Below are 26195 nucleotides of genomic sequence, written 5' to 3'. Positions count from 1 at the left end.
TGTGAGAGTGAAATATGCTAACCTCGACCGCAACGCCGCTGACCACAGAGCAGGCACACCTCAAGATTCAGGGGGGCTATCGGTTATCGGGGGAGGTGAGGATTAGCGGAGCCAAGAATTCAGCATTAGTCTTGATGGCGGCGGCACTCTTAGCAGCGGATACAACCATTCTTCGTGCAGTGCCTGACTTAGCGGATATTCGTCGCCTTGGGGAAATTTTACAGGCATTGGGGGTCAAGGTACACCGCCTCGGTAGTGAAGCGATCGCCATTGATGCCACGGAATTAAATACCAATGATCCCCCCTATAGTTTGGTCAGCCAACTGCGGGCGAGTTTCTTTGCCATTGGTCCATTGGTGGCACGGTTGGGGATTGCTCGTGTTCCCTTGCCCGGCGGCTGCGCTATTGGCGCTCGTCCGGTGGAACTGCATGTGCGCGGTCTGCAAGCGATGGGAGCCGAAGTCACGATTGACCACGGTGTTGTTACCGCCAGTGCCCCCAAACTGAAGGGAACCCGCATCTATTTGGACTATCCCAGCGTTGGTGCAACGGAAACCCTGATGATGGCCGCCACCCTTGCCGAGGGGGAAACCACGATTGAAAATGCCGCTCAAGAACCGGAAGTGGTGGATTTGGCCAACTTCTGTATCGCCATGGGGGCAAAAATCTATGGGGCAGGCACCAATTCGATTACCATTGTTGGGGTCGATCGCCTCCACGGCACTGAATACGAAATTATCCCCGATCGCATTGAAGCGGGCACATTTCTCTTGGCGGCTGCCGTCACCCGCTCGGCCATTACATTGGCACCGGTCATTCCCAGTCACCTAACACCTGTGGTTGCCAAACTGGAAGAAATGGGAGCGAGGATTGAATTTCCCGATCCCACCCGTGTCCGCTTTACCCCTGCGCAGCGCTATCGTGCCACCGACATTGAAACGCTGCCCTACCCTGGCTTTCCCACGGATATGCAGGCCTTGATGATGACGTTGCTGGCCATCAGTGAGGGGAATAGTTTAGTCAGCGAAACGGTGTTTGAAAATCGCTTTGGCCATGTGGCTGAACTCAATCGCATGGGCGCCGACATTCGCGTCAAGGGAAATCACGCTGCCATCCGAGGGGTGCCCTATCTTTCGGGTGCACCGGTAACAGGTACGGATTTGCGTGCCACAGCGGCTTTAGTCGTTGCTGGACTGGCTGCCCACGGCGAAACCCACGTCTATGGCTTGCAGCACTTAGATCGGGGCTACTGGCAAATTGAAGCCAAGCTGCGGGGTTTGGGTGCACAGCTAGAGCGTTATGTTCCGAGTACAGCCCCTTCTCCAGTGTTTTAGTCCGTCCTTGGGGGCAAGTGCCATCTCGGTTCCCATACCCCCTGTCCATTGCATCATCACGTTCCCCAGCACTGCAGCCACTGTCGGCGTCCAATACTCCCAAGCTCTGAGGGGTAAGGCTAATGCCCCCCAATAGGCACCAAAAAGACAGCTTAAGAGAAGACCAGCACTGGGTTGCTGCTTGATAACAATTTCATGGGCTAATTCTAAGTCCCACGGGGCGATCGCCAAGGCATAGCGGATCACCTCTCCTCTCTCTAGAGGTACGGCCAAAGGCTCAGGTGCCCAAGCCGCCGCGAGGTATTCATGGAGCAGGGTCTGAATCTCCTGCAACGCCGCGGGGACTGAGATCAAAGGTTGATCCCATGATGCCAACAACTGCGGCAGCTGAACGGGCCACTCCCCTTGGTTGGGGGTTAACCATTGGTGGGGCAGTGCCTGGGCTAGATAGATATCCTCTTTAGCGATGCCCCACAGAAGTCCAAGGAGGGCACCGCGAAACTGCTCATAGATGCCTCCTCTGACCATCACGCCGACTGCTTTTGACCCACGACAGCATAGAAGGGATCGGTGAATCCCAGCCAAGGCCAGCGACGGGGCAGCTGAGTTTCTACCACCTTGAGGGAGGGAATGCTATCAATGTAGGTTTGCACCAAGCGCAGGCGATCGCCCTCGGTACCCTCGCGCCACGCCTGAATCGCCTTCTCAAAAAACATGCGATTCGAGAAGCTGACAATGACCACCCCTTGGGGGTTGAGGATACGGGCAATTTCTGTAAAAGTGGCCTCAGGATACTGGAGGTACTGCACCGACACCGCCATCAAGACGGCATCAAAACTGGCATCCTCTAGGGGCAAGGCCAACTCTTCATTAAGATTCTGAACGAAATAACGATCCAAGCGGGGGTTGCGGGCTAGCTCCGCCGCATTCATCCCATGGCCCACCACTTCCGCAAAGGATAGCTCTGGTGGTAGATGGGACACCCAACTACTCATTAAGTCCAAAACCCGCAGTTGTGGCTTTAAGTATTGGCGGTAGAGATCCGTGAGGCGGGCAAGAAAGAAATCATCCACGTGGGTAACAAAGCGCGGTGCCGCGTAAAAGAGATCATCGCTGCGGCTATCCAGTTTCGTGCGCTGGTAGGGATTGAGAATCATCGACCTAACTGCTGAGCAATCTCCTTTTGAAGATAACGAACAACTTCGCTTATAGGGAGGGTGGATTTGGCACCGCTTGCGCGGATCACGAGTTCCACTTCACCATTGGCGATCGCCCGCCCCGTCACTAGGCGATAGGGAATGCCAATGAGATCCGCATCTTTGAATTTCACCCCTGCCCGCTCATCGCGATCGTCGAAGAGCACCTCAATTCCTGCCGCCTGAAGCTGATCGTAGAGGTCAGTGGCCACCTGCATTTGCTGCCCATCCTCGATGTTGGGAACGACAATGATCACTTGATAGGGGGCGATCGCCAGCGGCCAAATAATGCCCTGTGGATCGTGGTGCTGCTCCACCGCCGCCTGAGCCAAGCGGGAAACCCCAATGCCATAGCAGCCCATCACCAGTGGCACCTCTTCCCCCTGTTCATTGGTGTAGGTGGCCTTCATTGCCTCAGAGTACTTTGTCCCCAACTGGAAAATATGGCCAATTTCAATGCCACGGGCGGTCTCTAGGTGCTGTGTTGGATCGTGGCAGGCGCGATCGCCGGCTTGGGCTTTGCGAACATCGGCGACAATGGCCGGTAATGGACAGGATTTGCCCCAATTGACACCGACACGGTGCTGTTGATCGCGATTGGCTCCTGTAATAAACCGCTTTAACTCCGTTACGGTGTGATCGGCAATGCGAATCCAGTGGGGAATGATCTGGGGATCGGCTTTAATAACGCCGTCCTCTATGTCAGGGCCAATGTAACCAAAGGGAATGGGGGTGGCTGCCCACTCTTGGGCGGTATTGGCATCCGCCACCCGCAGATCCAGCAATTTCGTTGCCCCGTAGTTGGGCGCAAGGGAAGTGAGGGTGTTGTGCAGCTTGACGCTATTCACCTCTTGATCGCCGCGAATACTCACCAACACCAGACCCACCCGCCCATTATCGAAAACCGTTCGATAGAGGACATTTTTGACAATTTGCGTCGGATGGCACTGCAAGTGCTCAACAAGGGCATCAATGGTTGCTGTATTGGGGGTATCTAGTGTCGCCACCTTTTTGTAAGTTGTGGGCACCGCGTCAGGGGGCAGCGAAACGGCCTTTTCCACATTGGCGGCATATTGGCCGTCAGCCGTATAGAGCACTTCATCTTCGCCAGCGGCAGCCAGCACCATAAACTCATGGGATCCCGATCCGCCAATGGCACCCGAATCCGCCTCCACGGCTCGAAACGTCAGGCCACAGCGCTGAAGAATACGGCTATAGGTGTCGTACATCACCTGATAGGTTTCCTTGAGGCTGGCCACATCGGCATGGAAGGAGTAGCCGTCCTTCATAATGAATTCTCGTCCCCGCATCAGACCAAATCGCGGGCGAATCTCATCGCGGAACTTTGTTTGAATTTGGTACAGGTGAACGGGCAACTGACGATAGGAGCGAATCAAGTCCTTAGCGAGGGTGGTGATGACCTCTTCATGGGTCGGCCCTAGTCCCAACTGCCGCTCAGCGCGATCGGTGAGGGAAAACATAATCCCTTCGGCCTTGGTATAGGTGTCCCAGCGTCCCGACTCTTGCCACAGTTCAGCGGGTTGCAATTGCGGCAGCAAACATTCCAAAGCACCACTGCGGTTCATTTCCTCACGGACAATGGCGCTCACTTTTTGCAGCACTCGCCACATCAAGGGCAGATAGCTATAGATACCACTGGCAATCCGCCGAATATATCCCGCCCGCAGCAATAATTTGTGGCTGGGAATTTCTGCTTCCGCTGGATCATCGCGAAGCGTGACAAAAAGCATTTGCGAGAGACGCATAGCTGGGCTACCGATACTGCACAGAGCCTCTATTTTACGATGACCAGCGATCGCTAGGGGGTAGCCATTGGTTCGGGATCCGCTGCTGGCGGTTGAACAGGTGTCGGCGTCGGGGCAGCAGTGGCTTCAGGTGTCGGTGCAGGTCTGGCAGGGGTAACCGTGGTTTCAGGGGTGGGAGATGCCTCAGGGGTGGGTGCAGGGGTAGCAGCCTCTGGCGTGGGTGTTGCTGGCGGAGCTGATGTTGGTTCGGTGACTGGTTCAGAAGTCCTTGGTGTTGCTGGCGGAGCTGATTCTGGTTCGGTGACTGGTTCAGAAGTCCTTTCAGGAGTACTGGGGGGGCTTTCCCACCAAGCGGGCGTGGGTGCTGCCTGTTGCCGTTGGCGCACACTGAGTTCATAGTCCCACTGCCAGATGCGATTGAGAGCTTCACGGTAGAGGGCGCGATCGCGACCAATTTGCTCAGCGGTTTGAATGGCTTCCTCTAGTTTGCCTTCCCGTGCCAAGCGAATCGCTCGATCCAGAATCGGACGATCCTCAATTTCTTCCAGTTTTTCCTGCCACTCGTTGCGGTAGTTGGCCACTACAGAAGCAAGCACAGCATTGCTGGGGAAGTATTGCAGAACCCCTAGGGCGGCCTGATACTGTTTCTGTTCTGCGAGGGCGATCGCCGCATGGAGCAAGGGCTGCTCATTAATCGTACGCAGATCCCGCTGCCAAAGGGCAATCAAACCTTGGGCTTGACCCCGTTCCGGCTGACCAAGGGGCACCTGCCGAGCTTGAGCAATGGCCAAGGCATACCCCCAGCGCAGATGAGAATTGGCGAGCCACGATGCCCACTGAAGATGCTGCTGGTTGCGCAACTGCTGCTGCCATGTTTTGAGGTAGGCCTGAGCCGATTCATAGAAGGGATCCGTGGTGGGAATCTGCTGCACGCGGGCGATCGCTTCCCAGTAGCCCAAAACCGTTCCCTTGGCCGCAAGGGCTTTGGCCTGCCCCAAGATGACAATCGGGCGATCGTGGTAGGACACATCGAGAGCGGGGGCAATTTTTTCAATCAGTGCTAGGGCACCCTCGCGATCACCGGCCGTTAAGCGTTCTTCAGCGTACACAAACACTTCAGGAATCCAACGGCGAATATCCGCTTGGGCTTGGGAATAAACAACCGCCTCGGGGGGAATTTGCAGAGCCAGCATGACCGCCTCGGCCAGTTCATTGGCTGTTAACCAAGCCGCCAAATCCCGTGCCTGCACCAATTGCACCCACGCATCCTGTTCTTGGGAGATACGCACCGAGAGCTTTTGTGCCTGTTCGCGCCAGTAGTCGGTGCCCAACTGGTTCATCAGTTTCACTTGCAGTAATGCCAACCCCCAGTCCTGCTGGCGCAGCGCCGCCTCTGCCGTGGCCAACAAGTTTCCCCCTTCTCCCACATTCGTTGCGGTCAGTAGCTCTTGAGCTTGGGAGTAGCTCGCTGCGGTGGTGGGGATTTTTTTCAGGAGCAGCGTTGCCAGATCAATATTGCCTTGGCTCAACTGTTGGCGGGCAATCACGAGTAGGGCGGCTGACCATTCATCCACACGCCGCTTTGCTTGGGGAAAAAGGGGGTGATCTTCGGGCCACTGACTGACGGTTTCAATGGCTTGAGCCAGAGAGGGTAAGTTGCCGTGGAGGGCGGCTTGATCGGCACAGTAGAGGCGATCGCCATCGCTCATGACGAGGCCGGAGTGACGACAATCGGGCAAGGGGGGTAAAACCAATAGCCAAGCACTGGCGGTCATCAGGGTTACGCCGGAGATTAAAAAGGGGATGAGCCAAGGCCACCCCTCATATGCCATGAGTCGTTGGCGGTAGGTTTGCCAGCGGGAGGGAATAGATTCAACAGCTGTTGTTACCGCAGGGGCGATCGCTAGCTCCGCTGACTTAGGAACCCGCCGGAACCACCGTTGCCAAACCTCTAGTGCTTTCATTTCCTGCTGCGGCTCCTCACCCACTGCCTGCAATTTCCCTAGGATGCTAGGGAGGTCGTTAGAACTTGTTATAGCAAATCAACTTGGCAATTCCCTCCTGAAGTTGCCGTTTCCCACGGCAGGATTATAATTTAAGGATACGAATCGCAATAATCCTTAACATTTCTCCTGATTTTGCAACGCCTGTGACCGCACTCTGGCAACGCTTGATTTTAATTTCCCCCTTTTTCTTTTGGGGAACTGCCATGGTGGCCATGAAAGAGGTGATGCCCCATACCTCGCCGCTGTGGGTTGCCGGTGTGCGCCTTGTGCCCGCAGGCCTGTTGGTTTTAGCGGTGGCGATCGCCCTCGGTAAGCCCCAACCCAATAGCTTACGGGCGTGGGGATGGATTAGTCTTTTTGCCCTTGTGGATGGCTTTTTATTTCAGGGGTTTCTGGCCACTGGCTTAGCAAAAACGGGAGCCGGGCTGGGTTCTGTCATGATTGACTCCCAACCCCTTGCGGTGGCATTGCTGTCCCGCTGGCTATATCAAGAGCGCGTTGGCGGCTGGGGCTGGCTGGGGTTATTTCTTGGCTTAGTGGGCATTAGTGGTATTGGTCTAGGCGATGATCTCTTGACGTTGCTCCATCAACCCAGCGCATGGCAAGGTATTCCTTGGGGACAGTGGTGGCAGCGAGGTGAACTGTGGATGCTGTTGGCTGCCCTCTCAATGGCCGTGGGAACCATTCTCATGCGTCCCTTGGCACGCTATGCGGATCCCGTTGTGGCTACCGGCTGGCACATGGTCTTGGGCGGGTTGCCCCTCTTGCTCTTGCCGAGCCTGAATACCCCAGCACCTTGGGCGGCTCTACAGTGGCCGGATGTCTTTAATTTGGGCTATGCCACCCTCTTCGGTAGTGCCCTGTCCTACGGTGTCTTTTTCTATTTCGCTGCCAAGGGGAATCTGACTAGTCTCAGTGCCCTGACCTTTCTCACCCCAGTATTTGCCCTCACCTTTGGGCATTGGTTCTTAGGGGAAACCCTGAGTCAGGTTCAGTTGGTGGGGGTGGGGCTAACGCTCATGAGCATTTACATCATCAATCAGCGCCAAGTGCTTGGGCGGTGGTGGCAACAACTCCCCTTACCCGCCCGCTTGCGGGAATCGGCAACTTCGGTCAGCGTTAAAGTAGTCGATCAAAAGTAGTCGATTAACCTCAGTCAAATAGGTCAGTTTCCTGCCCAGCGTCCCCACACCCCAGCAAGTCTATGAATGATCCCTTTCACCTGATCCAGTTATCAGATCTGCATCTATTTGCCACAGATGAAGGCAGACTCCTTGGCCTGCCCACGGCTCAATCCCTAGCTGCTGTTTTAGGGGTAATTCACCGTCATGCCCCTGCTGCCCTGCTGTTGACGGGAGACTTGGCACAGGAACCCCTTGCCACCACCTACGACCGTTTGGCCACTGCTTTCAGGGACTTTACCTGTCCCGTATATTGGATTCCCGGTAACCATGATGAACCAAGGGTAATGCTGCCGGCGCTGGAACGTCCGCCGCTGAGGGGCGATCGCCAGATCAATCTTGGGACTTGGCAAGGCCTGCTCCTCAGTTCCCAAGCGGATGGCAAAGTCCATGGTGAATTGCGTCCTGAAACCTTAAGCTGGCTAGAGGCAACCTTGAGTCGCGGGGGCGATCGCCCCACATTCATTGCCCTGCACCATCCCCCCTTTGAGACCGGTGCCCCATGGCTTGATAGTAGCCGCCTACAAAACCCTGAGCACCTTTTTGCTGTGTTGGATCGCCATCCGCAGGTGAAGCTTGTCCTCTTTGGCCATATTCATCAGGAATTTGCCACCGAGCGGCAAGGGGTAATGTATCTCGGCTGCCCCTCCACCTGTATCCAGTTTTTGCCTCGCGCCCCTGAATTTTCCCTTGAACCCATTGGTCCCGGTTTTCGTCATCTGTCGTTATACCCCGATGGCACCTTTAGAACCCACATTGAGCGGGTTGAGATTCCCCTCACATTGGACTTTAGTGCCAAAGGGTACTAAAACCTAGGCGATAGCCACATTTGTAGGCTATACCTATTGAAAAGTGCGTGTAGGTAGGAGTGGTGGGCTATGAACCTCAGTCGGAGCACCGATGAGATTAAACCGGTTCCCGAGATGACCAGTGGTCGAGTCCCCTATACCCCCCGCAATCATCGCCGTATTCTCTGCATTTTCCCCCGCTATAGCCGCTCCTTTGGCACCTTTCACCACGCCTACCCCCTCATGGGCACGGTGCGCGCCTTTATGCCACCCCAAGGGATTTTGTTGGTGGCCGCCTATCTTCCAGAATCTTGGGAAGTGCGCCTGATTGATGAAAATGTACGGCCAGCAACCGATGCTGACTATGCTTGGGCTGATATTGTCATTACTAGCGGCATGCACATTCAGCGGCCACAAATTTTAGAAATCAACGACATTGCCCATCGTCACGGTAAACTCACTGCCCTCGGCGGGCCTTCAGTCTCCAGTTGTCCGGAATACTATCCCGATGTGGATATTCTCCACCTAGGGGAACTGGGGGATGCCACCGATAAAATGATTGCTTACTTTGACGAGTACGGTAGCCAGCGCCCGCCCCAACAACTGATCTTTGAAACCACGGCACGGTTACCCTTGAGTGAATTTCCTGTGCCTGCCTACCAGCACGTGCGCATGGAAAATTACTTCCTCGGCAGTGTGCAGTTTTCTAGTGGCTGTCCCTTTCGCTGTGAGTTTTGTGATATTCCCGAACTCTATGGCCGCAATCCGCGCCTGAAAACGCCGCAGCAAATCCTCAAGGAACTGGATACAATGCTGGCTTCTGGGAATCCGGGGGCGGTCTATTTCGTTGACGATAACTTTATTGGCAATCGCCGCGCGGTGACCGAATTACTGCCGCACCTCATTCACTGGCAAAGGGCCAATGGCTACCCGCTGCAATTTGCCTGCGAAGCGACCCTGAACATTGCCCAAAGCCCAAAACTCCTAGAAATGATGCGGGAGGCCTATTTCTGTACCATTTTCTGTGGCATTGAAACCCCGGAACCTGAAGCCCTCCACGCCATCCACAAGGATCAAAATCTAAGTATGCCGATTTTGCAGGCGGTGCAAACCCTCAATCGTTACGGCATGGAAGTGGTTTCTGGGATCATTATTGGCTTTGATACCGATACCCCCCAAACGGGCGATCGCATCCTTGAGTTTATTCGCGCCTCCCACATTCCCACTCTGACAATTAACCTGCTACACGCTCTACCGCGTACGCCTCTCTGGCGCCGGCTGGAAGCAGAAGGTCGCCTCAACCATGATGAAAACCGCGAGTCCAATGTTGAGTTCCTCATGCCCTACGAAGAGGTGGTGGAAATGTGGCGCCGCACCATCACAACGGCCTATGAACCCGAATTTCTCTACGAGCGGTTTGCCTATCAAATGGAACACACCTATCCCAACCGCATTGCAGTGCCGAATAGCCCAGCTCGCCTCAGCCGCGAAAATATCCTGCGGGGACTGCGGATCATGAAAAATCTCCTCTGGCACGTGGGGCTTTGGGGCAGCTACCGCAAGACCTTCTGGAAACTGGCAGGGCCGGCCCTGAAAAAAGGCCAAATTGAACAAGTGATCCACGTGGGTGTGGTGGGGCATCATCTGATTAACTTTGCCCAAGAATGTGCCCGTGGTGATGAGGCGGCGTCCTTCTATGCCCAACGGCTACGGCAAAAAAACACAACGGCCACCTCACCCAAATCGGCCATCAAGTTGCCAGTGAAGCTGCGCTAACGCTCCTCGCAGCATTCCCCATCCCTAGGGTGGGCTGCTTTATTTACTGTACAGTCATATAATAGAATCATTAAGCTAAGTTATCTTGATCTGTGTCTCTAGTGTGCGATATCCCCTATGGTTGATCTCCCTTCCCCTGAGTTACTCGTCCACGTTGCCGACTATTTCAAAGTGCTGGCGGAACCGAGTCGGCTGCAAGTGCTCTGTGCCCTGAAACAGGGACGACGCAATGTCTCGGAGATTATTCAGGAAACGGGCTTGGGGCAGGCCAATGTCTCAAAGCACTTGAAAACCCTTGCTCAGGCAGGTCTGGTGCGGCGCCAGCCCCAAGGGGTTACCGTCTATTACGAAATTGCTGACCCGACGATCTTTCCGCTGTGTGATCTGGTGTGTCAGCGGCTGAAGCAGCGGATTGAAGAGCAATCCCAAATGGTCAAGGAATTGGTGCACAATTTCTCCTAGGCGCCATGCCCCAATATGCGAGAATAGTGGCGTACGTGTTACGAGTATGCCCTTTGCGGCTCACCACTAGCATTTAGCAATGACGAAATATGTTTTTGTGACCGGCGGTGTTGTCTCCAGCATTGGTAAGGGAATTGTTGCCGCCAGTCTGGGCCGCCTCTTGAAATCGCGGCAGTATTCCGTGTCAATTCTCAAGCTGGATCCCTACATCAATGTGGATCCAGGCACGATGAGTCCCTTCCAGCACGGGGAAGTGTTTGTCACCGACGATGGTGCCGAAACGGATTTGGACTTGGGGCACTACGAGCGCTTTACGGATACCCCCATGTCCCGCCTCAATAGCGTCACGACGGGATCCATTTACCAAGCGGTGATTAACAAAGAGCGACGCGGCGACTATATGGGGGGAACAGTGCAGGTCATCCCCCACATTACGAATGAGATTAAAGAACGCATTCTGCGGGTAGCGAAGGACAAAAACCCCGATGTGGTGATCATTGAAATTGGGGGAACCGTTGGCGATATTGAGTCGCTGCCCTTTCTAGAGGCCATCCGTCAGTTTCGCACGGAGGTGGGGCGGCACCATGTGCTGTTTATGCATGTAACCTTGGTGCCTTGGATTCCCTCGGCAGGGGAAATGAAAACCAAACCCACCCAGCACTCGGTGAAGGAATTGCGCTCCATTGGGATTCAGCCGGATATTCTGATCTGTCGTTGCGATCGCCCCCTTGTCCCCGGCATTAAAGAAAAGCTCTCCCAATTTTGTGATGTTCCTGTGGAATGTGTCATTCCCTCGCCGGATGCCAAAAGTATTTATGAAGTGCCCCTGCTGCTTGAGCGCGAAGGGTTAGCCACCCAAGTTTTGAGTCTTTTGAACTTGGAGCAACGGCAACCGGATCTCAGTCAGTGGCAGGCTCTGGTGGAGCGGCTCTACCGTTCCCATACCCCCTTAGAGGTGGCGATTGTGGGCAAATATGTCCGCCTCAGTGATGCCTATCTTTCGGTGGTGGAAGCCCTGCGGCACTCGGCGATCGCCCTTGATCAAGAACTACGGATCCGCTGGGTCAACTCCGAGGAAGTGGTTGAAAACGGGGTGGAAAATGCCCTCAGCAATGTGGCGGCCATCGTTGTGCCGGGGGGCTTTGGCATCCGCGGGGTCGAAGGGAAAATTGCGGCTATTCAGTACGCCCGTGAGCAGGGGATTCCCTTTTTAGGGCTGTGCTTGGGGATGCAGTGTGCCGTCATTGAGTGGGCACGCCATATTGCGGGCTTAGAAAATGCCAACAGTGCTGAGTTTGATGCCAATACCCCCCATCCCGTGATTCACCTGTTGCCCGAACAGCAGGACATTGTGGATTTGGGGGGAACGATGCGCTTGGGCTTGTATGCCTGCCGCCTAGCCCCCAATTCCCTTGCCGAAAAGCTCTATGGGGAGACGGTCATCTACGAGCGGCACCGCCATCGCTACGAGTTTAATAATGCCTATCGCAGCCTTTTTTTGGAAACGGGCTATCAAATTACGGGCACCTCGCCTGATGGCCGCTTAGTAGAAATTATCGAGTATCCGGCTCACCCCTTCTTTATTGCGGTGCAGTTTCACCCCGAGTTTCGTTCCCGTCCCAATGCGCCTCATCCTCTCTTTTACGGTTTGCTGGCAGCAGCAGCCAAGGATTCTAACCGTGAGGATGCCCAGTTAGTCCCAAGCCTCTAGATTTCGTAGCGGTTCCACAAGGATAGTGCTAGCATCTGTTGCCCGTATGGCCACATCGGTCAGGGCACCCACCCGTACGGCCAAGGTTTGACTGAAGGGGGCACGACGCAACAGGGTGACGGTTTGGCCGACCGTCAATCCCACGGCTGCAAGGCGGCGTTGCCAAGCGGGGGTTCCCTCAATGGCAGTGATGCGTGCCAGCGTCCCAAGGGGCAGTTCAGACAGCAACACAGACCGCCTCATGAAACAGATGCAGCAGGGGTTCCCAAGCGCCGCACGTCCTGAAGGGCTTCCTTGGCGGAGGGATAGCGATCGCTAAAGTTAAACTTCACCATTTTATTTAGCACTGCCGCTAGCCGCTCACTGACTGTAACGCACTGTTGCCAATCCACTTCACCCGTGCGGGGGTCTCGGGGAAGGTCGCGGGGTTTAATGCCCGTTAAAGCCTGCAGCACAATCATACCCACAGCGTAAATATCGCTGCTGAGGGTGGGCTGTCCAGAGAGTTGTTCGGGGGGGGCGTAGCCCATTGTGCCAATAATCACGGTGCTCCCTTGGGTTTGCTTCACTTCTTGGGGTTGAATTTGTTTCACCGCTCCAAAGTCAATCAGCACCAGCTTGCGATCGCTGGCACGGCGAATAATATTGTCGGGCTTAATATCGCGGTGAATCACATAGTGACTGTGGACAAAACTCAGCACTTCCAAGATTTCCCGTAGGATTTGGGTGGCTTCGGCTTCCGTGTGTTTGCGTTTCAGCTCCTCACTTAGGGAAGCACCATCAATAAACTCCTGCACTAGATAGAATTCCTGATTTTCCTCAACATAGGCCAGCAAGAGGGGAATTTGATCGTGGCGTCCTAACTTTTCAAGGATTTCTGCTTCGGTATGAAAGAGCCGTCGCGCCACCTGCATAAAGCGCTCATCGGTGCGTCCCGGTCGCAAATGCTTGACCACACAGAGGGGGTTCCCCGGTCGCTGGGTATCCTGAGCCAAATAGGTGCGGCCAAAGCCCCCTGACCCCAAGACTTTTTGGATTTTGTAGCGACCACTGAGGAGAGAACGGGGTTTGCCGGTAATTTCTGTGGGTTCTCGCAGGGCTGCATTGAGGGCTGCCGTATCCTCGGCCATCAGCGATCGCAACAGCGCCAAGGCTTTTTCCTGTTCCTGTACTTTTTCTTGGAAAGATTTTTGCTCCTGCTGCGCTTGATAACTCACATAGCCAACCATGCCGACACTGCTGAGCACCAGGGCGATCGCCGGCGGCACCACGGGAATCCAGCCACTCCCGATCACAAAAATGCCAAAGCCGCCACCGAAAAGGACAATGAGTCCCCCCACTACCGCGCCCCCCAACCACAGCGGTTGCCGCAACCACCAGCCAAGGACACTGCCCACCCCAGCCCACAGCAGAATCCAGCCAAGCACCACCGGCAGCGGCCAATACCAAATGGGACTTTCGCCGTCGAGGGCCGCACTCAGGAATTGACTCACCATCTGGCCATGAACAACCACCCCCGGCATTTGCTGCGTCACGGCATCACTACCGCTATAGGGGGTGAGGAAAATATCCTTGATGCTCGGCGCAGACACCCCAATCAAAATGACGCGATCGCGAATCAGGTCTTCGCTCACTCGTCCAGTCAGTACATCCGTTAGGGAAACCGTTGGCCCCACTGCGGTGCGTGAGCGGTACTTCAGCAGGGTTTGCATGCCGCGATCGTCCACCCCCACATAGCCACCGGCATCGCTGCTGAGGAGGGGAAAATGCACATCATTGAGCGTCAAACCCTTGTCATCGAGTTTGATAGTCTGAGCGGGGTCTTGTTCTAGGTAGCGCAGTGCCAGCATCAGGGCAAAGGAAAAGGGCGTTGTACACCGCTGCGCCTTAGGATTGCTGATCACAAATAGATTGCGGCGAATGACACCATCATTATCGAGGGGGATATCGGCAAAGCCCACTCGCTCTGGCACCTGTGCTGCGGGAATACTGGGTGGTGGCGGCACTTCGGGTTGCTCCGCTGTTTCCCCCGTTGATTTGCACACTGGAATAATGCGCGGGTTGATGCGAATCATGTTTTGCAGCGCGTCGTGGGCGGGGGGGTGGGGCAAATCGCGGAAAATATCCAAGCCAATGGCCCGCGGGCTAGCGGCATTGAGGCGGGTGAGGAGATCGGCAACGGTAGCATCCGGCAGGGGCCACGTTTTTTGGGCTTGGATGTCCTGCTCCGTTACCAGCACCGTCAGGATACGCGAATCAGGGTCACGGGCGGGTTGCGATCGCACATAGAAGTCATACAGACTCAGTTCCGACGGCTGAAGCAGTCCCAGTTGGCGCACACCGATCACCACAGCGGCTACTCCCAGTGTGGTGGCAACAACCGGCATCGGCAGCCATTTTGGCCAAGGGTAGGGCACGATTTCAACTCCTCGCGCAATTGTGCAGCGGCGCCTTGAGAGCATCGCTAGACCGATTTTAGCGAACCGCCATCTTCCCTTTCCGCTGCTGCTAGGGGATGAGCAACGGGATATACAGCCAATAGAGGTCACTGTTCTCTTGGTGCTAGATGGCGATCGCTCCCCAGCGCAATAATGTAACAACATGTAACAAAAGTCAGCGATCGCGCGGGGGAAACTGAACCCTTACAATAGGTTTCAGATGTGCTATTTTGCATCATTGGCACGCCAAACTCAGCCTTCTTGTGCGGGGATAGATATCAATTGGGCATGATTCCTGATAAGTTCAGAAAAACGCCTCTTAGTGGCACGCCTATGGCCTCAATGCCTATGTCCGAACTGCCCTTTTCCCTTGATCAATTGCGCATCCTGAAGGCGATCGCCCTCGAAGGAAGCTTTAAGCGAGCCGCTGACAGCCTTTACGTCTCCCAACCCGCAGTGAGTTTACAGGTGCAAAACCTTGAGCGCCAACTGGATGTTCCCCTATTTGACCGCGGGGGACGCCGTGCCCAACTCACCGAAGCCGGACAACTCCTACTGGCTTACGGCGATCAAATTCTCTCCCTGTGCCATGAAGCCTGCCGTGCCATCGAAGACTTACAAAAATTGCAGGGGGGGACATTGATCATTGGAGCCAGCCAAACCACCGGCACCTACCTGATGCCCCGCATGATTGGCCTGTTTCGCAGCAAATATCCCGAAGTCGCTGTTCAACTGCATGTGCATTCCACCCGCCGCACCTGCTGGAGCTTGGTCAACGGTCAAATTGATCTGGCAATTATTGGTGGTGAAGTTCCCTCAGAACTCAGCGAGCAAATTACCGTCACCCCCTATGCTGAGGATGAACTGGCACTGGTCTTACCCGTGGATCATCCCTTGGCTAGTGCCGAAACCCTCACCAAAGAAGACTTGTACAAGCTGGGCTTTATTGCTCTCGATGCCCAATCCACCATTCGCAAGGTGATTGATCAGGTACTGCAGCGCGCCAACATTGACCCTCGCCGCCTGAAGGTGGAGATGGAGCTGAATTCCATTGAGGCCATTAAAAACGCCGTGCAGTCGGGCTTGGGGGCTGCCTTTGTCTCCATTTCCGCCATTGAGAAGGAGTTACAACTGGGGAGCCTACGGCGGATGGGTATCGAAAATGTGGTGGTGAAACGCACCCTGTCACTGATTACCAATCCCAATCGCTACCGATCGCGGGCAGCCGAGGTCTTCTGCCGTGAAATTCTCACCCAATTTGCCACCTTTGCCATTGATACAGAACTGACAACGGCCAAGTCCCCCATCTCCGATAGTGAAAAACCCCTTAAGGAACTGCTGACGATCGCCCCCCTTGAGGAAAACAGCACCAATGTCAGTAATTCTTAGGGCGACGCAGTGGCAGCCAACAGGCAGAATAGTCGCGCTCAGGAGAGTTTATTATTTCAAAAGATCGGAGTATGATAATAGATCGCGCTGTTCATAACTGATGACCATGGTCCTGCAACACGACATTAAACAAGAAATCATCAACACCTACCAGATCCACGGTACCGATACTGGCTCTGCGGATGTCCAAGTTGCCATCCTCACGGAGCGGATCAAGCAGCTTTCTGAGCATCTCAAGGCGAATAAAAAAGATCACGCCTCTCGCCGAGGACTGCTGAAAATTATTGGCCGTCGCAAGCGGCTACTGGCCTATATCCATCGCCACGATGCCCAGCGCTATCGCCAACTCATTGAACGTCTAGGAATTCGGGGTTAAAGACAATGGCAAAACGGTCGGATCTGCCTTTTGAGCCTAAAAAGAAAAAAGGAGCAACCAAGCCTGGCAAAGCTCCTGCTGCCGCAGCCGTCCGTTCTAATACCCCAAAATCCCCAGCCAAGCCAGCCAAAAAAAGTACAGGCATTCCAGAAATTGTCAGCCAACGCATGGTTACCCGGATGGCAATCTGCTGCGGTACCCCCACGCTTTTGGGATTGATGACGTTTCCCCTGAGCTATTTGGTCGTCCACGAGGGCTGGTTCAAGTTGCCCAATGTGGCAGTGGTTATCGTTAGCTTAGGCCTGTTTGGCCTTGGGGCGCTGGGACTGAGCTATGGCATTCTTTCTGCGTCTTGGGATGAGCACGAGCAGGGAAGTTGGCTCGGCTGGCGAGAGTTTCGCACCAATTTTGGTCGTGTGGTCGAGAGTTGGCAGGCCTATCAGGCTCAGCGATCGCAAAATGCCGAGTGAGCGCACCCCTTGAGACGAGGAGCAGCTTCTGATTAAAAAATCAAAAAAGTATAAAGAATTCTTGATGAATTCCAGTTGCTTTTCTCGATTTATTTACTATACACTCGGGCAGTGAGGGTCGCTTAACCGCCGTTCCCTGAGGGCACTACCCATGACAGCCACTGAACCGTCCCCTGTTGAGACTCCCATAGAGATAGGGAATCTGCAAATCAGCCTACAGTCCTCGAGCTTTCTGCAAAATTTGCTGGGGTTGGTAGCGGAGACGCTAGAAGATGTCGTGGGTCTCGATGATGCCTCTGGGTTTATTGCCCTTGTAGGGCAGCAAATGGGCAATCAAATCAACGCTCTCTACACTCAAGCCCTTGGCGATCGCCCCCTTGATGCCAAGACGGTTGCCCAAATTCTTGTGGATCTCAAAAATCGCATTGAAGGGGGATTTTTCCTGATTGAGCAGGATGAGGAACGTATTATCTTAGGGAATCAGCGTTGCCCCCTTGGCAGTGGCGTGGTGGGTCATCCCTCGTTGTGCATGATGACCTCAAATGTGTTTGGCGTGATTGTGGCGCACCATTTGGGCTATGCCAAGGTCTGTATTGAAAAGGCGATCGCCAATGGGGATCAAGGGTGCCACGTGGTGATCTATACCCAACCTACTGCTGCGGCCTCAGCGGCCAAGGGGCGAGAATACTATCGCATTGAGTCAGTCTAAGCCAGTCAAGTCCTTACATTCCGGCGGGGTTAAGATGAGCGACTTTACACTCGATATTGGCGCATGGATCGATCTGTTGCCAGAGCCAACGCTGGTCATGAATGTCCAAGGCCAAATTGTGGCCATTAACCCTAGCGGTCGTGAATTTTTCGGCGGCAACGTTCTGGGTTGCAGCCTCAGTGAACTGGTGGTCACCCCGCCAGAGAAACTGCATCAATGGCTGCCCCTTTGGCAGCAAGCCACCCAAATGCTACCCGGCAGCCTCCGCAGCCACCAAGGACAAAAAATCGAAGTGGAAGCCGTGGGTATCCACCGTTGCCAGCCCCCCTTGATTCTCCTGCGCCTGTTTCGCCAGCCCCGTTTTCTGCGACAGTTCATCGTCCAACGGCAGCAGTTTCAGCGCTTGCAAGAGCAAATGGCCCGGCAAACAGCTCTAATTGTGGAGCTACAGCAGCGGCAAAAACAGCTAGAGGCGGAAAATCGCCACCTACAGGGGGTCTCCCAGCAAGATAGCCTGACTAAATTGGCAAATCGCCGTGCCTTTGAAGCCTGTCTGCGGACAGCTTGGCGGGAATCGGCCACCACCCATACCCCCTTTGCCATTGCCCTGCTGGATATTGACCACTTCAAGCGCTACAACGACACCTATGGCCATCTGGCGGGCGATCGCGCCCTGCAACGGGTAGCCCACGCCATTAAATCCCAAGTGCGGGAAGCTGATCTCGTGGCTCGCTATGGCGGTGAAGAGTTTATTCTCCTGTTGCGCCACACCCACCATGACGTTGCCATTTGCGTTTTAGAGCGGATTTTTAACTACATTCGCAGCCTAGGGATTCCCCATGCCAGTTCACCAGTGCAACCCTACCTCACCGTCAGTGCCGGCATTTGCATCGTGAGCGCCACCCTTAGGGACTGCCCAATGGCGGAGCTGGTAGCGACTGCTGATGCTGCCTTGTACGAGGCCAAACGCTCAGGGCGCGATCGCTATGTGTTACAAACCTATGCTTGGATGAGTGCGCCTGTCTCTTCCAGCCAAGAAATTCAGCCCTACCCCTAGGGAAAGCCCCTGTAGCTGCCCCTGCTAGATATAATGTGGGTGGCCAAAGCACGGCAATCCCCTAGCCAAAACGTGATAGTTGATCGCGGTTGGGACGTTGTGTTGCAGAATGTAAAGCTGAGTAAATTTTTGGAGATCGTGTAGCCCATGTACAATGCGACGAATTCTGGCAGTCGGATGTTTCGCTATGAAGTGGTGGGACTGCGACAAAATGCCGAAACCGATAAAACCGACTATGCCATCCGCAACAGTGGCAGTCAATTTTTCAACGTTCCCTATGACCGCATGAATCAGTTTATGCAGCAGATTACCCGCTGGGGGGGCAAAATTGTCAGCATTCAACCCCTCGATGGTACGGCTGCGCCCTTGGCTGCCACCACGGAACCCGTATCCAATAATAGTGCTGCCCCAGTTAAAGAAAAGAAAGTTGATATTCCCGTCAATATCTATCGTCCCAATAATCCCTGCATTGGTAAGGTCATTTCCAATGAAGAGTTGGTGCGCGAAGGGGGCGAGGGAACCGTCAAGCATATCATCTTTGACATTTCTGGTACCGAGTTGCGCTATCTCGAAGGCCAAAGTATTGGCATTATTCCTGCGGGTACTGACGCCAATGGCAAACCCCACAAGCTGCGCCTCTACTCGATTGCCTCGACCCGCCACGGTGACTTTCAAGATGACAAAACCGTCTCCCTGTGTGTGCGGCGCCTAGAGTACAAGGACAAAGAAACCGGCGAAACCATCTATGGGGTCTGTTCTTCTTACCTGAACCAACTGCAACCTGGCGATGAAGTGAAAATCACTGGGCCCGTGGGTAAGGAAATGCTCCTGCCCGATGATCCAGAAGCAACGATCATTATGTTGGCAACAGGAACGGGGATTGCCCCCTTCCGTGCCTTTTTGTGGCGCATGTTCAAAGAAAATAATCCAGACTATCAATTCAAGGGTCTGGCATGGCTCTTCTTTGGCGTTGCCTATACCGCGAATATCCTCTACAAGGATGAGTTAGAAGAACTGCAGGCAAAGTATCCCGATCAGTTCCGCCTCACCTATGCCATTAGCCGTGAGCAGAAAACCCCCGACGGCGGCAAGATGTACATCCAAGGTCGCATTGCTGAGCATGCGGATGAAATCTGGCAACTCCTGCAGAAGAAAAACACCCATGTGTATATTTGTGGTCTGAAGGGGATGGAGCCGGGTATTGATGAAGCAATGGCAGCAGTGGCAGCCAAAAATGGTGCCGATTGGCAAGAGTTCCTCAAGGGCACGCTCAAAAAAGAAGGCCGTTGGCACGTGGAAACCTACTAGGGAGATCAATTGGGGGGCGATCGCCCCCTTTTTTCCTCAATGCCAAGTGCCCTTTGGATCTGTCAGGATAGAAGTAAGTCGCCTGATCGAGCTGTTACTGAGAAATCAATGTGTGGCGTAGGGTCGCTAAAATGTAACCTATTTAACGCCAAGTCATGAGCATTCTCGTATTCTTCTAATGGTGAGTACCCAGCGATCGCCTATGATTTATCCTCGCTTTCTGCGCAAAGCCTACCGTAAAGAACCCATCTCCGCCTTCCTTCTGCTAATGGGAGGTGTGGATTCAACCATTGGTGGCTTGGGGGGCTACAACGGTCTGCTGCTATTGGGTCTAGGTTTGATGGGCAGCGCGCTGCTCTATCGCCTGCTCCAGCGATCGCCCGAACGTCCTCTCCCTGAGAAAGTGCCCCAGTATGCGCTGCCGCCCCAATCCTCCCAGCCCTTGCCGATGCTGACGATGAGCAAAAAACAGCCCCCCCTGCGCTAAGCCAAAGCCGAGATCATCGTCTGAAATTTCCACAGGATTTCCTGCCATTCCCGTTCCGGGTGAGAGCCTTTGACAATGCCCGCCCCAGCAAAAAGATGGGCATGGTTGCCCTGAAGGTGGGCAGAGCGAATTCCGACAATGAATTCCCCTTCTCCGCTGGGTGTCACCCAACCAAGGGGAGCAGCATAACCATTGCGATCAAAGGGTTCCAGTTGCCGCAGCCAGTCCTGTGCCCGTGAAGCAGGATACCCCGCCACTGCGGGCGTTGGATGTAAGGCCGCCACCCCTTGGAGAATATGAATGGGTTGCGGCAGCGGGGCCTGAATCAGCGTTTGCAGATGTTGGATATGACTTAGCTCAAGGATGTGCGGTTTGGGAGGCACCTCACAGGTCATGCCCAACTGTTGGAGGGTTTGGCAGAGAAATTCAACAATGACCTGATGCTCGTAGCGTTCCTTGGGGCTGTGGTAAAGGCCATTGCGCAGGCTTTGATCCTCCTGTTGGGTTTGCCCACGGGGACGGGAACCCGCCAAAGCATCGGCACAGAGAACGCCATCGGCAATCTTGACCAAGCGTTCGGGACTCGCCCCCAAAAAGACCTGCTGCCCCTCTTGGCCAACACTAAAGATGTAGCAATTGGCGTACTGCTGACGCAGATTTTGCAACGTTCCCAGCCAGTTGAACCCCTGAGGCTGCTCTAGGGTGAGGGCAGCGGCCAAAACCAATTTTTCGAGGTCTCCCTCCTCAAGGAGCTTGAGAGCCTGCTGGACACTGGTAATAAATTGCCCGTATTGCTCAGCTAGAGGCGGTAGGGCGATCGCCAGTGGTGGTGGACAGGGGGGCGGATCAGCCAGAATGTGGGTCAGTGCCCGCTGCACTAGTTGCCAGTCTTGCCAGAGGCGATGGGGTGTACTGGTCTCTAAGGCACAACTAAGGGTGAGCCAAACCTGATCCAGACGCTGAATCACCTGCCAGCGGGGTAAGAACCCCCAGTTAGAGCCTAGGTGATCCCAAAAACTAAATTGACAGAACAGGCGCGGTTCGGCTGGAGCGATCGCCCACACTCGGCTGAGGATTTGTTCACTAAAACGCTGGAGTTCCCCAAACCGTTGATGTCCCTGAACACTGCGGGTCGCCACCGCACCACAGGCAGCAACAATCTCTCCCGCTTGCTCAAGGTAAAAATGCTCACTTTCGCCACTGACCTGCATCAGGCCAGCCAACAGCATCAGGGGATCAACGGTGGGTAAGGAGATGCCTAAACTGAGGAACTGACAATTGGCCTGCTGTGCTGCCTGCATTCCAGCGCTGACCTGAGTATAAAACTCGGACTCAGAGGCCAAATCAAAAGTAAGGGGCAGCGAAACGGGCATAACCAAACAAGGTCAAGATTGCCCTTACATTTTCCCCTTGGCAGGGAACCTTTGGCAAAAAGACTGGAACTTCCCTGTCTGCCTGAGTATGCTGAGGAGTAGGATCACGGTCTATTTCTGAGGCAAACATGGCTAAGGTTGTGAAAACAGATGCGGAATGGCAAGCTCAACTTACCCCTGAGCAGTACTATGTCACCCGCAAGAAGGGAACGGAGCGCGCCTTTACGGGCTGCTACTGGAATAACAAAAAGCCCGGACTCTATCGCTGTGTCTGCTGTGGCACGCCGCTCTTTCGCTCTGAGACCAAGTATGACTCTGGCAGTGGCTGGCCGAGTTTTTGGCAACCCCTTGACCCCAAAAATATCCGCATGGAGCGGGATCTGTCCCATGGCATGGTGCGCACAGAAGTTCTCTGTAATGTCTGTGATGCCCACCTCGGCCATGTCTTTGAGGATGGCCCGCCACCCACGGGACTGCGCTACTGCATTAACTCAGCGGCACTGGAATTTATCCCTGACTCTGCCGCCTCTTGATGACCCCCGTGATTGAACAACTGCAAAGTCTCAACCGCATTTTGGTAGAACTGGCGCGGCGGCAGCCGTTCCACGGAGCAAACTTTGAGGAGATTTTGCAGGACATTCTCTGGACGAGTGCCCGCAGTCTCAATGTGGCACGGGTGAGTCTGTGGTTTTATTCGGGCGATCGCCAGCAAATTCAATGTGTGCAGTTGTTTCAGCAGTCGCCCCAGGCCTTTACGGTGGGGATGACCCTCACCGCTAGTCATTACCCCGACTATTTTGCTGCCCTTGAACAGGAGCGCACCATTACGGCCCATGACGCTTGGCACGATCCCCGCACGCGGGAGTTTCGCAAGACCTATTTAGAACCTCTTGGCATTACCTCGCTGTTGGATGTGCCGATTTGGGTTGAAGGGAGCATGATTGGCATCCTCTGCCACGAACACATTGGTTCACCCCGCCAGTGGACTATTGCCGAAGAGCAGTTTGCCGCTTCCCTCGCGGATCTGGTGTCTTTGGTGGTGGAAAGTCGCGATCGCCACCGTGCCCTCAGAGCACTAGAGGAAAGTGAAGCCCGCTTAGCCACCTTCTTTCAAGCCACCTCTGAGGCAGTAGTCATCCATGAGCAGGGGACAATTCTTGATGTCAACGCCGCAACTGAACGGCTGTTTGGCTATACGGCTTCAGAACTAGTGGGGCAGTCGGTGTTGTTGCTGACCCATCCAGAGGCGCGATCGCTGATTTTAGAGCGAATTCAGCAGCCCATTGATGTTCCCTTTGAAGCCCTTGCTCGCACCAAAAGTGGTGAAGCACTGATTGTTGAGGTTCAGGGAAAATCCATTCTCTATCGGGGGCGCTGGGCGAGGGTGGTGGGAATACGGGATATTACCCAACGCAAAACCGCTGAACAGAACGTACAATTGGCTGCCCAACGGCAACAACTGCTGGCGGAAATTGCCCTGCGCATTCGCCAAACGCTGGAATTGCCAGAGATTCTCAATACCACGGTGGTGGAAGTGCGCCGCTATCTCCTCAGCGATCGCGTGTTTATTGTCTCTTTTGATCCGAGGACAGAGGAGATTCAAGTGGTGGCGGCGGCGATGGCGCCCCAGTGGCACACGAATCTTGAGGCTCTCCTGCAAAACGTGCATTACCGTTCACGGCTGCTGACCACACCAGCCACACTCTCCTGCGAGCGGGAAATGCTTGATCCCCATCTGCGACAGGTGTATGCAGCGCACCATATCCAGTCTTGTCTGCTGATTCCGATCCAACATCAGCCCCAGAGCCTGTGCTTTTTACTGGGAGTCCACCAATGTGACCGCCCGCGACAGTGGCAGCCCTACGAGCGCGCTTTTTTGGAGCAGTTGGCGACTCAGGTGGCGATCGCCCTGCAACAAGCAGAACTTTATCAACAACTGGCGGCCTTAAATGCCAATTTGGAACACCAAGTGGCAGAACGCACCGAGCAGTTGCAGCAAAAAATGCGTGAACTAGAGGAACTCAACCACCTCAAGGATGTCTTTTTGCACGCCGTGTCCCATGATTTACGCACCCCTGTCCTAGGTACCCTGATGGTCATTAACCATCTCTTGCAGAACAACACCAGCGACACGATTCCTGTGCCCCGCAGCACCTTGACCTGTATTCAGCATAGCCAGCAGCGGCAACTACATCTGATTGAAACACTGCTGCATATTGACGTGGATCAGCAACCTTCCCTCTCTTTGGCGATCGCCCCCACATCCTTAGCCACGCTTGTCAAGGAGATCTTGGCGGAGCTACAACCGCTGCTCCAGAAAAATAAAGCCACCGTGAAACTTGATATCCCCCCCACGTTGCCCCTTGTGCCTGTTGATCCTATGCAACTGCGGCGAGTCTATGAGAATTTGATCACCAACGCCCTCAAACACAATCGTCCCGGGATCACCATCACCCTGACGGCAGAGGAACAGGGAGATAGCCTTTACTGCACCGTCAAGGATAATGGCGTCGGCATCCGCCCTGACCAGCGATCGCACCTTTTTGATCTCTATTATCGTGGCGGTGCAAACCACCATCGCACGGGCATTGGTTTAGGTCTGTATCTCTGCCGAGAAATTATTATCGCTCATGGGGGTGAAATCGGCGTCAAAGAGGGCGATGCGCAGGGAGCGACGTTTTGGTTTCGGATTCCCTTAGCCAACCCAATTTAGAGCATTGTTACCCTTGACAAACCCAAGGAAAAGCGAGAGACTTAAGGCCAACTTCATCGTTTTCTCCCGGTTTCCTGTAAAATGGCCAGTTGAACCTTTCTGTTTTAACTCAACTCTCGTGGGCGTTTGTGCATAGGTTCCCTTTTAGCCACGAAACTAGGATTGTTAAGACATGAAACATATCATCTGGCTTTTATCCCTCTGACCTGTCGCGGTGACTCCGCTACGGCACGTCAGAAAACTCTTACAACTCATACATTTATTTATTAGGAGCAATAGTGAGTCGTTATGTTGGGCAAACTCCGTGACCTCATGGGCCTAACCCCAGAGACTGACATCTACGATGAGGAATACCCTCAAGGAACGGCACGAACGCTAACCACGGAACCGGAGGTGGAACCGCTGCCCGCATCGCGGCCAACCCTGAGTCATGACTTTGACACTAGTCCGTCTCCCTCAGTTGCCACTGGTTCAGTGCCGACGGGATCAGCTCCTTCGAATGTGATTGGGATGCCCAATGCCGGTCGTTGGTGGGGGGCAGTGGCGGAAGTTTTGGTGATGCAGCCCCGCAGTTTTAGTGAAATGCCTGAGGTGATCAAGGCTCTTAAAGAGCGGAAGTCTGTGGTGCTAAATCTGACCTTGATGGAGCCGGAGCAAGCCCAACGCTCAGTGGATTTTGTTGCCGGTGCCACGTTCACGATTGATGGTCACCAAGAGCGTATTGGTGAAAGCATTTTCCTGTTTACACCGAGCTGTGTGCAAGTGAGTACGCAAGTGGGTGGCGTTCGCCCAGCTACCACACCTGTTGCCCCCCCACCCGCTTGGGGGATGAATGCCCAACAACAGCGTAGTGCCTAGGGTGCCGGCTCTTGGGATCATTGGCTGTGGCCGCATGGCGGAGGCAATGCTTTCGCGGTTGCTGGCAGATGGTCTCTTGCCAGAGCAGGTGTGGGTATCGGCGCGATCGCCTCAGCGGCAGCAGTATCTAGCCCACACCTATGGGGTCAGGGTGACAACGAACCTAGAAGTCGCTACAGCCGAAACGCTCCTACTGGCGGTCAAGCCACAGGTCTTTGCCGATATTGAGTCAGAACTGGCGGATACGCCGGTAGCTCAGGGCACTGGCGTTGCCCTTTCCATCATGGCAGGGATCAACAGTGGGCGGCTGCGGCGACTGTTTCCCCAGCGGTTGATCTTTCGGGCGATGCCGAATACACCAGCCCAAGTGGGCGCCGGCGTGATTGCCCTTGTTAGCGATAGTGCCGCCAGTGAACTGGAGATTCGCAAGATTAAGAATTTGTTAGGGGTACTGGGGCAGGTGGTGGCTGTCAGTGAAGGGCAAATGGACGCAGTCACCGCACTTTCTGGCTCAGGGCCTGCCTTTGTTGCCCTGATGGTGGAGGCACTATGCGATGCGGGGGTGGCAGTGGGGCTATCGCGATCGCTGACACAGGAACTCGTTTATGGCACAATAGCAGGCACAGTACAATTACTTAATGAGCGCGGGCTGCATCCGGCGCAACTCAAGGATGCGGTCACCAGTCCTGCGGGGACAACCATTGCGGGTCTCGAAGTACTGGAAGCTGCTGGTGTGCGTGGAACCCTCATGCAAACGGTAAAAGCGGCCTACGAGCGTGCCCAAGCCCTCAACTAAG

25 protein-coding genes are annotated in these 26195 nt (G+C 54.5%); 18 read left to right on the top strand and 7 right to left on the bottom strand.

Annotated elements, in window-relative coordinates:
* Window positions 1–14: 14 nt before the first annotated feature.
* On the top strand, window positions 15–1334 hold the full coding sequence (murA, locus tag RHH53_RS05245) for a UDP-N-acetylglucosamine 1-carboxyvinyltransferase (protein WP_206201368.1): 1320 nt from the start codon (window positions 15–17) through the stop codon (window positions 1332–1334).
* On the opposite strand, the gene RHH53_RS05240 is transcribed toward murA, so the two are convergent.
* The 4 genes from RHH53_RS05240 to RHH53_RS05225 are packed head-to-tail and all read right to left on the bottom strand — an operon-like array spanning window position 1290 to window position 6260.
* On the bottom strand, window positions 1290–1865 hold the full coding sequence (locus RHH53_RS05240) for a hypothetical protein (protein WP_302679033.1): 576 nt from the start codon (window positions 1863–1865) through the stop codon (window positions 1290–1292). The two genes, murA and RHH53_RS05240, sit on opposite strands and share 45 nt — an antisense overlap.
* Window positions 1862–2491 (bottom strand): methyltransferase domain-containing protein, encoded by a 630-nt coding sequence (locus RHH53_RS05235; RefSeq protein ID WP_302679032.1) that lies wholly within the window; start codon window positions 2489–2491, stop codon window positions 1862–1864. Before RHH53_RS05235 ends, RHH53_RS05240 begins: the two co-directional genes overlap by 4 nt.
* Window positions 2488–4296, bottom strand: coding sequence for a proline--tRNA ligase (locus tag RHH53_RS05230; RefSeq protein WP_302679031.1), 1809 nt, complete (start codon window positions 4294–4296; stop codon window positions 2488–2490). Before RHH53_RS05230 ends, RHH53_RS05235 begins: the two co-directional genes overlap by 4 nt.
* Window positions 4297–4349: 53 nt before the next feature.
* The gene (locus RHH53_RS05225; protein WP_310744194.1) at window positions 4350–6260 is read right to left on the bottom strand and encodes a hypothetical protein; all 1911 of its coding nucleotides are present in this window, start codon (window positions 6258–6260) and stop codon (window positions 4350–4352) included.
* Window positions 6261–6505: 245 nt separating this feature from the next.
* On the opposite strand from RHH53_RS05225, the gene RHH53_RS05220 reads away from it, so the two are divergent.
* The 5 genes from RHH53_RS05220 (at window position 6506) to RHH53_RS05200 (ending at window position 12220) form a co-directional block, all read left to right on the top strand.
* Window positions 6506–7444, top strand: a complete 939-nt coding sequence (locus tag RHH53_RS05220) for a DMT family transporter (RefSeq protein WP_399364969.1) — start codon at window positions 6506–6508, stop codon at window positions 7442–7444.
* Window positions 7445–7506: 62 nt separating this feature from the next.
* Window positions 7507–8292, top strand: coding sequence for a 3',5'-cyclic-AMP phosphodiesterase (gene cpdA, locus RHH53_RS05215; RefSeq protein ID WP_310744193.1), 786 nt, complete (start codon window positions 7507–7509; stop codon window positions 8290–8292).
* A 69-nt stretch (window positions 8293–8361) separates the two neighbouring features.
* Window positions 8362–10047, top strand: coding sequence for a B12-binding domain-containing radical SAM protein (locus RHH53_RS05210; protein ID WP_206201361.1), 1686 nt, complete (start codon window positions 8362–8364; stop codon window positions 10045–10047).
* Between the two features lie 117 nt (window positions 10048–10164).
* Window positions 10165–10509, top strand: coding sequence for a helix-turn-helix transcriptional regulator (locus RHH53_RS05205; RefSeq protein ID WP_206201360.1), 345 nt, complete (start codon window positions 10165–10167; stop codon window positions 10507–10509).
* 79 nt (window positions 10510–10588) lie between these two features.
* Window positions 10589–12220, top strand: coding sequence for a CTP synthase (locus RHH53_RS05200; RefSeq protein ID WP_302676581.1), 1632 nt, complete (start codon window positions 10589–10591; stop codon window positions 12218–12220).
* Here the strand turns inward: RHH53_RS05200 and RHH53_RS05195 are convergent.
* Window positions 12203–12463: a FeoA family protein gene (locus RHH53_RS05195; protein ID WP_310744192.1), complete on the bottom strand. Its 261-nt coding sequence runs from the start codon at window positions 12461–12463 to the stop codon at window positions 12203–12205. The two genes, RHH53_RS05200 and RHH53_RS05195, sit on opposite strands and share 18 nt — an antisense overlap.
* Window positions 12460–14637, bottom strand: coding sequence for a CHASE2 domain-containing serine/threonine-protein kinase (locus RHH53_RS05190; protein ID WP_310744191.1), 2178 nt, complete (start codon window positions 14635–14637; stop codon window positions 12460–12462). The genes RHH53_RS05195 and RHH53_RS05190 overlap by 4 nt, the downstream gene beginning before the upstream one ends.
* Window positions 14638–14659: 22 nt before the next feature.
* On the opposite strand from RHH53_RS05190, the gene RHH53_RS05185 reads away from it, so the two are divergent.
* From RHH53_RS05185 to RHH53_RS05150, 8 genes are all read left to right on the top strand, one after another.
* Window positions 14660–14812: a hypothetical protein gene (locus RHH53_RS05185; RefSeq protein ID WP_310438438.1), complete on the top strand. Its 153-nt coding sequence runs from the start codon at window positions 14660–14662 to the stop codon at window positions 14810–14812.
* Between the two features lie 194 nt (window positions 14813–15006).
* Window positions 15007–16047, top strand: a complete 1041-nt coding sequence (locus RHH53_RS05180) for a LysR family transcriptional regulator (RefSeq protein WP_206201356.1) — start codon at window positions 15007–15009, stop codon at window positions 16045–16047.
* A 106-nt stretch (window positions 16048–16153) separates the two neighbouring features.
* Window positions 16154–16423 carry a 30S ribosomal protein S15 gene (gene rpsO, locus RHH53_RS05175; RefSeq protein ID WP_310744261.1) on the top strand — a complete coding sequence of 90 codons (270 nt, stop codon included), beginning with the start codon at window positions 16154–16156 and terminating at the stop codon, window positions 16421–16423.
* 5 nt (window positions 16424–16428) lie between these two features.
* On the top strand, window positions 16429–16893 hold the full coding sequence (locus RHH53_RS05170) for a PAM68 family protein (protein ID WP_310744190.1): 465 nt from the start codon (window positions 16429–16431) through the stop codon (window positions 16891–16893).
* A 151-nt stretch (window positions 16894–17044) separates the two neighbouring features.
* Window positions 17045–17602, top strand: a complete 558-nt coding sequence (locus RHH53_RS05165; protein WP_302679025.1) for a methanogen output domain 1-containing protein — start codon at window positions 17045–17047, stop codon at window positions 17600–17602.
* Window positions 17603–17636: 34 nt separating this feature from the next.
* Window positions 17637–18659 (top strand): diguanylate cyclase domain-containing protein, encoded by a 1023-nt coding sequence (locus tag RHH53_RS05160; RefSeq protein WP_310744189.1) that lies wholly within the window; start codon window positions 17637–17639, stop codon window positions 18657–18659.
* Between the two features lie 147 nt (window positions 18660–18806).
* Entirely contained in the window at window positions 18807–19967 is a 1161-nt protein-coding gene (petH, locus tag RHH53_RS05155) for a ferredoxin--NADP reductase (RefSeq protein ID WP_310438441.1), read from the top strand.
* Between the two features lie 178 nt (window positions 19968–20145).
* Window positions 20146–20454, top strand: a complete 309-nt coding sequence (locus tag RHH53_RS05150; RefSeq protein ID WP_226971987.1) for a hypothetical protein — start codon at window positions 20146–20148, stop codon at window positions 20452–20454.
* Here the strand turns inward: RHH53_RS05150 and RHH53_RS05145 are convergent.
* Window positions 20451–21827 (bottom strand): isochorismate synthase MenF, encoded by a 1377-nt coding sequence (locus RHH53_RS05145; RefSeq protein WP_302679022.1) that lies wholly within the window; start codon window positions 21825–21827, stop codon window positions 20451–20453. The two genes, RHH53_RS05150 and RHH53_RS05145, sit on opposite strands and share 4 nt — an antisense overlap.
* A gap of 128 nt (window positions 21828–21955) precedes the next feature.
* Here RHH53_RS05145 and msrB point away from each other — a divergent pair, with 128 nt between their 5' ends.
* The 4 genes from msrB to proC all read left to right on the top strand — a co-directional run bounded on the left by msrB (window position 21956) and on the right by proC (window position 26194).
* A complete protein-coding gene (msrB, locus tag RHH53_RS05140) occupies window positions 21956–22360 on the top strand; it encodes a peptide-methionine (R)-S-oxide reductase MsrB (protein WP_206201348.1) in 405 nt (134 codons plus the stop codon).
* A complete protein-coding gene (locus RHH53_RS05135) occupies window positions 22360–24540 on the top strand; it encodes a GAF domain-containing protein (RefSeq protein ID WP_310744188.1) in 2181 nt (726 codons plus the stop codon). The genes msrB and RHH53_RS05135 overlap by 1 nt, the downstream gene beginning before the upstream one ends.
* 288 nt (window positions 24541–24828) lie before the next feature.
* Complete coding sequence (locus tag RHH53_RS05130; protein ID WP_206201346.1) at window positions 24829–25398, top strand: cell division protein SepF; 570 nt, start codon at window positions 24829–24831, stop codon at window positions 25396–25398.
* Entirely contained in the window at window positions 25373–26194 is an 822-nt protein-coding gene (gene proC / locus RHH53_RS05125; RefSeq protein WP_206201345.1) for a pyrroline-5-carboxylate reductase, read from the top strand. Before RHH53_RS05130 ends, proC begins: the two co-directional genes overlap by 26 nt.
* Window position 26195: the final 1 nt, after the last annotated feature.

This window comes from Thermosynechococcus sp. PKX82, from assembly GCF_031583255.1.
Lineage (GTDB): Bacteria > Cyanobacteriota > Cyanobacteriia > Thermosynechococcales > Thermosynechococcaceae > Thermosynechococcus.
The sequence above is the reverse complement of the archived record's forward strand: the minus strand, read 5'-3'. Positions and strand labels throughout refer to the sequence as shown.